Genomic DNA, 9,485 nt, shown 5'->3' with positions numbered 1-9,485 from the left:
CCCGTAGCCGACCAGCACCTCGCGCCGCTCCGGCTCGGCCGCCGCGGCCGGCTCGGTGGCGGGCGCGGGCGCAGCCGCCGCGGCCGGGGCACCGGCTGCGCCGGCCACCGCGACCGCGATGATCGCGGTGCCGACGTCGACCGTGGTGCCCTCGGGGAAGTGCAGCGCCTCGACCGTCCCGTTGAACGGGATCGGCAGCTCGACGGCCGCCTTGGCGGTCTCCACCTCGCAGACGATCTGGCCGTCGGTGACGGTGTCGCCCGGCTGGACATACCACTTCAGGATCTCGGCCTCGGTCAGGCCCTCGCCCACGTCGGGCATCTTGAACTCACGGAGAGTGGTGGTCATCGTTCACTCCCCTCAGAACGCCAGCGCGCGGTCGACGGCGTCCAGCACCCGGTCCAGGTCGGGCAGGTACTGCTCCTCGACCCGGGACGGCGGGTACGGCGCGTGGTAGCCGCCGACCCGCAGGACCGGCGCCTCCAGGTGGTAGAAGCACTTCTCGGTGAGCCGGGCGGCCAGCTCGGCGCCCATGCCCATGAAGACCGGCGCCTCGTGCACCACGACGGCGCGGCCGGTGCGCTTGACCGAGGCCTCCAGGGTGGCGAAGTCGACCGGGGAGAGCGAGCGCAGGTCGACCACCTCCAGCCGGTGCCCGTCCTGCTCGGCGGCCGCGGCGGCCTCCAGGCAGACCTTCACCATCGGACCGTAGGCGAGCAGCGTCAGGTCGGTGCCGGGGCGCACCACCTTGGCCGCGTGCAGGTCCAGTTCGGCGGCGGAGCTGATCTCGGCCTTGTCCCAGTAGCGGGCCTTCGGCTCGAGGTAGATCACCGGGTCGTCCGACCGGATCGACTGGCGCAGCATCCAGTACGCGTCGTCCGGGTTGGACGGGGTGACCACCCGCAGACCGGCGGTGTGCGCGAAGTAGGCCTCGTGCGACTCGCTGTGGTGCTCGACGGCGCCGATGCCGCCCGCGTAGGGGATGCGGACGGTGATCGGCAGCTTGACGTGCCCGAGCGCGCGGGCGTGCATCTTGGCGAGCTGGGTGACGATCTGGTCGAAGGCCGGGTAGACGAAGCCGTCGAACTGGATCTCCACGATCGGGCGGTAGCCGCGCAGCGCCAGGCCGATCGCGGTGCCGACGATGCCGGACTCGGCGAGCGGGGTGTCGATCACCCGGTCCTCGCCGAAGTCCTTCTGCAGGCCGTCGGTGACCCGGAAGACGCCGCCGAGCTTGCCGACGTCCTCACCCATGATCAGGGTCTTGGGGTCGGACTCCAACGCGGCGCGCAGGCCCTCGTTGATGGCCTTCGACATGGTGAGCTTGGACATGTTCGGTTACTCCCCGCCCTCGAAGGACTCCGCGTACGCGACATACTCGGCCCGCTCCTCGGCGACCAGGGCGTGCGGTTCGCTGTACACGTGGTCGAAGATCAGGGTCGGGTCCGGGTCCGGCATGGAGCGTACGGCCTCGCGGACCCGCAGGCCCAGGGCGTCGCTCTCGGCCTCGATCGCGGCGAAGAACTCCTCGTCGGCCAGGCCCTCCTTCTCCAGGTGCGCCTTCAGCCGGGAGATCGGGTCCTTGGCCTTCCAGGCCTCGGTCTCCTCCGCCTGGCGGTAGCGGGTCGGGTCGTCCGAGGTGGTGTGCGCGCCCATCCGGTAGGTGAAGGCCTCGACCAGCACCGGGCCGCTGCCGGTGCGCGCGTGGTCCAGCGCCCAGCGGGTGACCGCGAGGCAGGCCAGCACGTCGTTGCCGTCCACCCGGATGCCCGGGAAGCCGAAGCCGGAGGCGCGGCGGTAGAGCGGGATCCGGGTCTGGGTGGTGGTGGGCTCGGAGATCGCCCACTGGTTGTTCTGGCAGAAGAAGACCACCGGCGCGTTGTAGACCGAGGCGAAGGTGAAGGCCTCGTTGACGTCGCCCTGGCTGGAGGCGCCGTCACCGAAGTAGGCGATCACCGCGTCGTCGGCGCCGTCCTTGGTGATGCCCATGGCGTAGCCGGTCGCGTGCAGGGTCTGCGACCCGATCACGATCGTGTACAGGTGGAAGTTCTTCTCGTTGGGGTCCCAGCCGCCGTGGTTCACGCCGCGGAACATCCCGAGCAGGTTGGTCGGGTCCACTCCGCGGCACCAGGCGACCCCGTGCTCACGGTAGGTGGGGAAGGCGTAGTCCTTCTCCCGCATGGCCCGGCCGCTGCCGACCTGCGCGGCCTCCTGGCCGAGCAGCGAGGCCCACAGGCCCAGCTCGCCCTGCCGCTGCAGCGCGGTCGCCTCGGCGTCGAAGCGGCGCACCAGGACCAGGTCGCGGTAGAGCGAACGCAGCTCCTCGGGGCTGACGGTCAGCGGGAAGTCCGGGTGCTCGACCCGGTCGCCTTCCGGGGTGAGCAGTTGGACGAGCTCGGCAGGGGCGTCCTTCCCCGTGCGGAGGCTGTCGGGGACGCCGGGGGCCGCCTTCTTGCGCGCCCTCGCCGTGCTTTTGACGGTCACGTTCACTCCTCGGTCTGTCCGGGCCGCCCGGGGTCGCCGGTGACGCCGGTCCGGTCACCTCCGAGCACGGTGCGCGGGGTGTGCGCGCCGAATACGCGGCGGTGGTGATCCTCTTCCGACGGCGCCCCCACGAGAACGTTACCCAGCGGGCGCTCTCGGCGCGCCTGAGCTAGGACGTCCTACTTGTTCCGGGCCGGGGTGGGGGTCGGACCGGGCGCGCAGCTCGCGCCGGCGGTGCCGTCAGGACACCTGCGCACGCTATCCGGGCAGCGCGTTTCGCGTAAGGGGGTTGGGGCGAGAGATTGTGTGAGCTGCCGGTCTGGGTGATAGGTACCGAGTACCCGGCTATGGGAGCATTTGCCAATGGACGAAAACGGGCGAATCCGGGTGTTCCTGCTTGACGACCACGAGGTGGTCCGGCGCGGCGTGCACGAACTGCTCTCCGACGAACCCGACGTCGAGGTGGTCGGTGAGGCCGGCACCGCGGCCGAGGCGCTCACCCGGATCCCGGCGGTCGCCCCCGACGTCGCCGTGCTCGACGTGCGGCTGCCGGACGGCAACGGCGTCGAGGTCTGCCGGGAGATCCGCTCGCAGCGGCCCGAGGTGCGCTGCCTGATGCTCACCTCGTTCTCCGACGACGAGGCGCTCTTCGACTCGATCATGGCCGGCGCCTCCGGCTACGTGCTCAAGGCCATCCGGGGCAGCGACCTGCTCTCCGCGGTCCGCGACGTGGCGGCCGGCAAGTCGCTGCTCGACCCGGTCGCCACCAGCCGGGTGCTGGAGCGGCTGCGGGGCGGGGGCGGCGCCGCCAAGGAGGACGAGAAGCTGGCCCAACTGACCCGGCAGGAGCGGCGGATCCTGGAGCTGATCGGCGAGGGGATGACCAACCGGCAGATCGGCGCCGAACTCCACCTGGCGGAGAAGACGGTGAAGAACTACGTCTCCAGCCTGCTGGCCAAAATGGGTATGGCCCGGCGCACCCAGGCGGCCGCCTACGTGGCCCGGCTCGGCTCAGATCAGCACCACTAGCCGGTCGTTGACGCTCCGTCGGTGATCATGGGCCAGGGTCGGCCGCTCACAACCGGGCAATTTCGGCCAACCGGCCCCGGAACGGCATCCGTGGCTACGATCACCAGGCGTGACAGATGGTCAGCTCACCCTGGTCGACGCCGCACCGCTGGACGGCCCCGACGCCGACGCTCCCCCGGTCGGCACCCTCAGCCCCCCGGTCCCGCGCCAGGTCATCGCCCGGGTGCTGCGCGGCTACCGGACCGGCCCGCTGCTGGCCGCCGAACCGGTGGCCGAGGGCCTGCTCAACCGCGGCTACCGGGTGACCTGCAGCACCGGGCGCTACTTCCTCAAGTGCTACGTCGAGCAGGCCACCGCCACGCTGGCCGCGATCACCGCGCAGCACCGCGCCACCGCCGCGCTGGCCGACCGCGGCCTGCCGGTGCCGCCCCCGCTGACCGGCCGCGACGGCCGCACGGTCACCGACCACGAGGGCCGGCGGTTCGCCCTCTACCCCTGGATCGCCGGGCGGCACCGCACCGGCGCCGAGCTCACTCTGGCCGAGTGCGCGGAGCTCGGCGCGCTGCTCGCCGGGCTGCACGGCGCACTGGCCGAGGTCTGCGCCCCCGTCACGCAACCGGCCGCCCTGCCCAGCGCCGACCCCGACGCCGGCGCCGAACTGGCCGGCCGGCTGGCCGAGCTGGCCGCCCGGCACCGCCCGCACTCCGCCTTCGACCGGCTGGCCGAGTACCGGCTGGTCGAGCGGGTCGAGCTGCTCGCCGCGCACCGCCACCGCCGGCCCGACCCGACCGCGATCGGCCCCTCCGGCTGGGTGCACGGCGACTTCCACGGGCTCAACCTGCTGCACCGCGGCGGCCGGGTGGCGGCGGTGCTGGACTGGGACCGGCTGCGGGTGCGCCCGCGGGCCGAGGAGACGGTGCGGGCCGCCACCCTGGTCTTCAACGACCCGGCCACCGGCGAGCTGGACCTGGCCCGGGTGCGCCACTACGCCCGCGGCTACCGGGCGGCAGCCGGCGCCGACGCCGAGGAGCTGGCGCTCGCGGTGCACCGGGTGTGGTGGGAGCGGCTGAACGACTTCTGGATGCTGCAGTGGCACTACCAGCGCGACGACCCGCGCGCGGACCCGCTCTTCCCGGCCGCCGCCGCGCAGACGGTCTGGTGGTGCCAGGAGTACGAGCAGGTCCTCGACGCGTTCGTGAACTGACCCGGCCGGCCCCGGCAGACGCCCGGAGGCCCGGCTCGGGTCGCCGGTCAGCCGGTGCCGCCGATCGGGTTGCCGCCGATCGGGTTCGAGGCGTGCGTCGAGGGGGTCGAGCCGCCGCCGGTCGTCCCGCCACCGCCCGTCCCGCCACCGGTCGGCTGGGCGCTCTGCGACGAGCCGCCGGTCGGCGTGGCCGAGGACCCCCCGCTCGGGGTGGCCGAGGCCGAACCGGAGGCCGAGGCCGAGGCCGAGCTGGAGGCCGAGGTGCTCGGCGAGGCCGAGTGCGTCGGCCGGTAGCTCGGCTGCGTCTGGCCGCCGTCGGTGGGCGGCGTGTAGCTCTGCCGGCTGCGGCTCGGGGTCGGCGAGGCGGTCGAGGGCGTGGGGCTGAGCGAGCTCGGCTGGTCGCTCGGCGAGTCGGGCGCCGTGCTGACCGTGCTCGGCTGCGGCGGGACCACGTTGCCGCCGCCCCCGGTGCCGCCGGTGCCGCCGCTGTTGGCCGCCACCGCGACGCCGATCCCGGCCGCCACCACCAGCAGCACGCCGGCCGCCCAGGCCAGGGCCTTGCGGCCACCGCCGCGGCGCGGCTCCTCCTGGTACCCGTCGTCGTAGCCGTCGGCGCCACCGCCGTGGCCGCCCCCGGCGTAGCCACCGCCCGCGCCGCCCGGGTAACCGCCGGCGGCGCCGCCGTAGGCCGGCCGGCCGCCCTGCGGGCCGGCCGCCGCGCCGCTGCCGTAGGGCAGCACGGTGGTCCGCTCCATCGGCGGCACCCCGCCGAGGCCGAGCACCTGGGTGGCGTCGACGCCGTGGCTGGGCGTGTCCCGGCCCGGTCCGCCGTGCGGATCGACCGGGTAGTTGCCCGCGTGCATCTCGCGCAGCGCGTGCTGCACGTGCGCCCGGAACTCGTCCGCGCTCTGGAACCGCTCGTCCGGGTTCTTCGCCAGCGAGCGCAGCACCAGCTCGTCCAGCTGCCACGGCACCCGGGAGTTCGCCTGCGCGGGCGGCATCGGCGCGTCCTGGACGTGCTGGTAGACCACCGAGAGCGGGGTGTCGCCGGTGAACGGCGGGCGCAGCGCGAGCAGCTCGTAGAGCATGCAGCCGGCCGCGTAGAGGTCGGAGCGGTGGTCGACCGGCTTGCCGAGCGCCTGCTCGGGCGACAGGTACTGCGGGGTGCCCATCACCATGCCGGTCTGGGTCATGGTGGTGGCCTCGCCGGCCAGTGCCCGGGCGATGCCGAAGTCCATCACCTTGACCGCACCGGTGGTGGTGATGGAGACGTTGGCGGGCTTGATGTCGCGGTGCACGATGCCGTGCCGGTGGCTGTAGTCCAGCGCCTCCAGCACCCCGGCGATGATGATCAGCGCCTGGTCGACCGGCGGCGGCTCCTCCTCGCCCACCAGCAGCTCGCGCACCGTGCGGCCCTCGACCAGCTCCATCACGATGTACGGCGTCGACTCGCCGCCGACGTGCTCCTCGCCGATGTCGTAGACCGCGACGATCGAGTGGTGGTTGAGCGACGCCACCGAGTGCGCCTCGCGGGTGAACCGGCGGCGGGCGACGTCGTCCTGGGCGAGCTCGGGGCGCAGCAGCTTGACCGCGACGGTGCGGCCGAGCCGGATGTCCTGGGCGGCCAGCACCTCGGCCATGCCGCCGCGGCCCAGCCGGTGGGTCAGCCGGTAGCGGCCGCCGCCCAGGGTGCCGAGCGCGGCCACCGTGCCGCGGCCCGGGGTGGCCGGGCCGCCGTAGGGCGCGCCGGGCGGCTGGCCCTGGGCGCGGGCCGCGGTGGTCTCCTCGGAGCCCGCCGGACGGCCGGGAGCCGGCGGCCGCGTGCCCTGGTCCGGCTCGTGGTCGGCCTCGTACTCGGCGTACTCGGAGTACTCGGAGTACCCGGACTCGTGATCCGGCTCGCGGTCCGCCTCGTGCCGCTCCGGAGCGGGGCCGGCACCAGGCGCCGGGGTGAAGTCTCCCTCGCCGTCGCCCGGCTCATGCGTCTGTGCCATTACTCCTCGCCCCGGGCCGACGCTCTGGTCGCGGTCGCCCTTTCGAATCGCTCCCCAGAACGCTACCGTCTCCGGCGCCCGCTTCCCGCATGCAAGTCGAGGCCCGGGTCGATCGGGACCGGACTGGGACAGAACGAGCGCCAGGGCCCGGGCGGGCCCGCCGACTGCTTGTGCGACCCGCTACGTGAGCGTCCGCCCGGCGGTCAGCTGGGCAACCGTGCTGGTCAGCTGGGGCAGGCTGGTCGACTGGCTGCTCCGGGTCGCCACGATCGCGATGATGATCACCAGCAGCACGATCAGGCCGATGATCACACCGACCACCACCAGCGCCGTCGAGCACCCGCGGTTGTCGGCCTTGACCAGCGCCGGCCGCTGGGCGTACGGGCCGGCCTGCTGCATCGGCATCGGCGCCGGGGTGGGCGCCGGCTGCGCGAACGGCGGCGGGGTCTGGAACTGCTGCGGCGCCGGCGTCGGGTACTGCTGCTGGGCGAACGGCGGCGGGGTGGAGGGGCCGAAGGCCGGCGGCGGGGTCTGCGGGCCCGGGCCGTAGGGCGAACCCGTGTGGGTCGGCTGGTAGGGCTGGTGGACCTGCGGGTTCGGGGTGTTGATGTCGCCCTGGACCGGCGGGAAGTTGGCCAGCGAGGAGGAGGCCGCGTGGTGCGCCCGCGGGCCCTCGCTGATCACCAGCGGGGTGCCGGCGCCGCCGCCCTTCTCCCCGGCCAGCACCCGCTCGACCTCCTCGCGCATCGCGGCGGCGGTCGGGAAGCGGTGCGCGGGGTCCTTGCGCAGCGCGCGGGCCACCAGCGCGTCCACCGCCGGGGTGACCGCCCGGTTGACGCTGGACGGCGCCGGCGGCTCCTCCTGCACGTGCTTGTACGCGATCGAGAACGGCGAGTCCCCGTCGAACGGCAGCTGGCCGGTGAGCAGCTCGAAGAGCATGCAGCCGACCGAGTAGAGGTCCGAGCGGGCGTCCACGCTCTTGCCCAGCGCCTGCTCCGGCGACAGGTACTGCGGGGTGCCGACCACCATGCCGGTCTGGGTCATCGAGGTGACCCCGGACTGCATCGCCCGGGCGATGCCGAAGTCCATCACCTTGACGACGCCCTTGGTGTTCACCATGACGTTGCCCGGCTTGATGTCGCGGTGCACCAGGCCCTGGTCATGCGAGGTGTCCAGGGCGGCCAGCACCGCGGCGGTCATCTCCAGCGCCTGCTCGGTGGGCATCGCGCCGTGCTCGGCGATCGCCTGGTTCAGCACGTCGCGCAGCGAGTAGCCCGCGACGTACTCCATGACGATGTACGGGGTGGTCGCGCCGTCCGGCGCCACCTCCTCGCCGCTGTCGTAGACCGTGACGATGTTGGCGTGCGACAGCCGGGCCACCGCCTGCGCCTCGCGGCGGAACCGCTCGCGGAAGGACTGCTCACGGCCCAGCTCGGTGTGCAGGGTCTTGATCGCGACCTCGCGGCCCAGCTGGCTGTCGTAGGCCAGGTGGACCGAGGCCATGCCGCCCTCGCCCAGCAGGCGCTGCAGGACATAACGACCGTGGCCCAGCGAGGTGAGCTGCCCCTGCGGCCGGTCCATTCCGGTGCTGCCGTCCTCGCTCATGTTCTTCTGCTTCCCCCTCGGCGGGCCGTCGACGTGGGTCAGGGTATCGGCTGCCGCAATCCGTGACGTCACCGCGCCCCGGCCCGGGGCCGGGGGCGGTGTTCGGTGCTGTGTGGCGGGTGGTACGGGTGTGAAGATCGTGCGGATTACAGGTACGGGCCGGAGCGGAAACCGCGTCCCTCACCGGGCTCGTCCTGGTCGTGGTCGAGCGGCGCCCCGCCCGGCGGCAGCGCCCGGCGCATCTGCTCCAGCTGCGCCCGCGCGGCCATCTGCTGGGCGAAGAGCGCGGTCTGGATGCCGTGGAACAGGCCCTCCAGCCAGCCGACCAGCTGCGCCTGGGCGATCCGCAGCTCGGCCTCGGTCGGGATGCTGTCCTCGGTGAACGGCAGCGTCAGCCGCTCCAGCTCCGCCACCAGCTCCGGGGCCAGCCCCAGCTCCAGCTCCTTGATCGAGCTGGCGTGGATGTCCTTCAACCGGGCCCGGCTGGCCTCGTCGAGCGGAGCTGCGCGGACCTCCTCCAGCAGCTGCTTGATCATGCTGCCGATCCGCATCACCTTGGCGGGCTGCTCGACCATCTCGGTCACCGGCAGCTCGCGGTGTTCCTCCCCCTCCTCCCCCGTACGGGCGAAGGCACGCCCGGCGCCCCCCGGCGCGGTGCCGACCGCCATGCCGTCCGGGCCGACGATGAGGACCTGCGGGCCCTCCTCGGAGTGGCCCTCCGATCCCGTCGATCCCTGGTACGGCTCGTGCTCGGGCCGTTCGTTCAGCGGCTTCGTCATAGCTCCTTCATATGCTTCGGCCCTCCGGGGGGTCAACCGACGGCGGGTCAACCCGCCGGACGAACCGGCCGGTAGCGCCTGCCGACCCCGCCGCCAGCGCCCACCACCGCGACGCCGACCCGGGTCAGCCACGGCGCAGCCGCCAGCCGACCAGGGCCAGGCCGGTACCGATCAGCACCAGGCCGGCCCCCATCGGCAGCACCAGCACCACCGGGCCGCGCAGCTGCACCGCGACCGCCTGCCCGACCACCGTCGGCGGCAGGCCCGCCGGGGCCCAGCCGGCCGCCGGGTCGAGGGCGGCAGGCGCGGGGGCGGTGGTGGACGTGACCGGCAGGCCGGGCTCGGTGGGCGCGGCGGGCAGCGCGGCGGCGCCGAGGTCGTCGCCCGGGT

Annotated in this window: 8 protein-coding genes and 1 pseudogene; 2 read left to right on the top strand and 7 right to left on the bottom strand. The window is 73.7% G+C overall.

The window, feature by feature from the left end:
- The 3 genes from ACQRUO_RS36525 to pdhA all read right to left on the bottom strand — a co-directional run.
- A partial coding sequence (locus tag ACQRUO_RS36525) for a biotin/lipoyl-containing protein (protein WP_428320476.1) occupies positions 1-348 on the bottom strand: 348 nt, incomplete at its 3' end.
- A 12-nt stretch (positions 349-360) separates the two neighbouring features.
- On the bottom strand, positions 361-1,332 hold the full coding sequence (locus ACQRUO_RS36520) for an alpha-ketoacid dehydrogenase subunit beta (RefSeq protein ID WP_428320475.1): 972 nt from the start codon (positions 1,330-1,332) through the stop codon (positions 361-363).
- 6 nt (positions 1,333-1,338) lie between these two features.
- Positions 1,339-2,484: a pyruvate dehydrogenase (acetyl-transferring) E1 component subunit alpha gene (gene pdhA, locus ACQRUO_RS36515; protein WP_428320474.1), complete on the bottom strand. Its 1,146-nt coding sequence runs from the start codon at positions 2,482-2,484 to the stop codon at positions 1,339-1,341.
- Between the two features lie 363 nt (positions 2,485-2,847).
- Here pdhA and ACQRUO_RS36510 point away from each other — a divergent pair, with 363 nt between their 5' ends.
- Together ACQRUO_RS36510 and ACQRUO_RS36505 are read left to right on the top strand one after the other, a co-directional pair.
- Positions 2,848-3,513: a response regulator gene (locus ACQRUO_RS36510; protein ID WP_428320473.1), complete on the top strand. Its 666-nt coding sequence runs from the start codon at positions 2,848-2,850 to the stop codon at positions 3,511-3,513.
- Positions 3,514-3,622: 109 nt separating this feature from the next.
- Positions 3,623-4,717 carry a phosphotransferase gene (locus ACQRUO_RS36505; RefSeq protein ID WP_428320472.1) on the top strand — a complete coding sequence of 365 codons (1,095 nt, stop codon included), beginning with the start codon at positions 3,623-3,625 and terminating at the stop codon, positions 4,715-4,717.
- 47 nt (positions 4,718-4,764) lie between these two features.
- Here ACQRUO_RS36505 and ACQRUO_RS36500 read toward each other — a convergent pair whose 3' ends face one another.
- The 4 genes and pseudogenes from ACQRUO_RS36500 to ACQRUO_RS36485 all read right to left on the bottom strand — a co-directional run.
- Positions 4,765-6,357: a protein kinase domain-containing protein gene (locus tag ACQRUO_RS36500; RefSeq protein WP_428320477.1), complete on the bottom strand. Its 1,593-nt coding sequence runs from the start codon at positions 6,355-6,357 to the stop codon at positions 4,765-4,767.
- 534 nt (positions 6,358-6,891) lie between these two features.
- The gene (locus tag ACQRUO_RS36495; RefSeq protein ID WP_428320471.1) at positions 6,892-8,316 is read right to left on the bottom strand and encodes a protein kinase domain-containing protein; all 1,425 of its coding nucleotides are present in this window, start codon (positions 8,314-8,316) and stop codon (positions 6,892-6,894) included.
- Between the two features lie 146 nt (positions 8,317-8,462).
- Positions 8,463-9,095 carry a bacterial proteasome activator family protein gene (locus ACQRUO_RS36490; protein WP_428320470.1) on the bottom strand — a complete coding sequence of 211 codons (633 nt, stop codon included), beginning with the start codon at positions 9,093-9,095 and terminating at the stop codon, positions 8,463-8,465.
- Between the two features lie 124 nt (positions 9,096-9,219).
- Positions 9,220-9,485, bottom strand: a pseudogene (locus ACQRUO_RS36485) (hypothetical protein); the annotation flags it as partial.

The sequence above is a fragment of the Kitasatospora sp. LaBMicrA B282 genome (assembly GCF_050325825.1).
In the GTDB taxonomy this organism is placed as follows: Bacteria; Actinomycetota; Actinomycetes; order Streptomycetales; family Streptomycetaceae; genus Kitasatospora.
This window is presented reverse-complemented; position numbering and strand designations above follow the sequence as displayed.

Coding starts and splice junctions, on each gene's coding strand:
- ACQRUO_RS36520 (WP_428320475.1), bottom strand. CDS start 1,332: ATGTCCAAGCTCACCATGTCGAAGGCCATCAACGAGGGCCTGCGCGCC.
- ACQRUO_RS36510 (WP_428320473.1), top strand. CDS start 2,848: ATGGACGAAAACGGGCGAATCCGGGTGTTCCTGCTTGACGACCACGAG.
- ACQRUO_RS36500 (WP_428320477.1), bottom strand. CDS start 6,357: ATGGCCGAGGTGCTGGCCGCCCAGGACATCCGGCTCGGCCGCACCGTC.
- ACQRUO_RS36495 (WP_428320471.1), bottom strand. CDS start 8,316: ATGAGCGAGGACGGCAGCACCGGAATGGACCGGCCGCAGGGGCAGCTC.
- ACQRUO_RS36490 (WP_428320470.1), bottom strand. CDS start 9,095: ATGACGAAGCCGCTGAACGAACGGCCCGAGCACGAGCCGTACCAGGGA.